Annotated in this window: 1 pseudogene; it reads left to right on the plus strand. The window is 37.1% G+C overall.

From position 1 onward, the window contains the following. A pseudogene (locus V6C27_14975) lies at nt 1–251 on the plus strand (transposase).

Genomic DNA, 251 nt, shown 5'->3' on the forward strand with positions numbered 1-251 from the left:
TTGGGAAAACAATTGGCTTGAATTAACCACTTACTTTAAGTACCCATATGCAATCCGTAGACTAATTTATACAACCAACGTTATTGAAGGTTATCACAGACAGTTGCGAAAAGTCACCAAAACCAAACAGCATACCCTTCAGATGAAGCACTAACCAAGATAGTGTACTTAGCTACAATGGATATTTCAAAGAAATGGAATATGCCTGTAAGGGATTGGACACAGTGCATTTCTCAGTTTGCGATATACTT

The sequence above is a fragment of the Peptococcaceae bacterium 1198_IL3148 genome, from assembly GCA_036763105.1.
GTDB lineage: Bacteria > Bacillota > Desulfotomaculia > Desulfotomaculales > Desulfohalotomaculaceae > JBAIYS01.